General features: G+C 63.8%; 1 protein-coding gene. It reads right to left on the bottom strand.

Translation table 11 applies throughout. The features are described 5' to 3' along the window. Positions 1 to 182 precede the first annotated feature (182 nt). The coding region (locus BN2475_RS33280; RefSeq protein WP_143326093.1) for a cation:dicarboxylate symporter family transporter at positions 183 to 520 on the bottom strand (338 nt) is incomplete at its 5' end.

Genomic DNA, 520 nt, shown 5'->3' with positions numbered 1-520 from the left:
CGATCGTCAATGCGCTCGGGCAGGTTCGCCAACTGGTCACACCAGGAATGGGCAATGCCGGTGACAAGCGCCGCTACCTCGTAGTCGCCCCGCAAGGGTCGGGCAAGCTTGGTGCACCCGTACAGGTGCAGTCGCCGTGATGTTCTATGAGGTCGGCGAGCCGACACGGTCACGGGATCGAATCATTTGTATGGGACCGTTTGGGGATCGGTAGCAGTCGTTGCGCGTACGGCCGGCGACCACGAATCGCCTCGGTCCCGCGCGCCATTGCTCAACGTCGTCGCGAGCGTCACTCGATCGAGCCCGCCTTCCCACGCCGATACCAGGATCGTCGCCACGCCATTGCCCACGATGTTGGTCAACGCCCTGCATTCGGACATGAAGCGATCGATGACGAGAATCAACACCATCGCGCTGACCGGCACGGTCGGCACAACGGGCAGGCTCGCAGCGAGCGAGGAGCCAGTGCCCGTCACGCCCGTCGATCCCTTCGGGGTCAGCATTGTGACGAGCTGCAGCG

Source organism: Paraburkholderia ribeironis (assembly GCF_900019265.1).
Classification (GTDB): domain Bacteria; phylum Pseudomonadota; class Gammaproteobacteria; order Burkholderiales; family Burkholderiaceae; genus Paraburkholderia; species Paraburkholderia ribeironis.
This window is presented reverse-complemented; position numbering and strand designations above follow the sequence as displayed.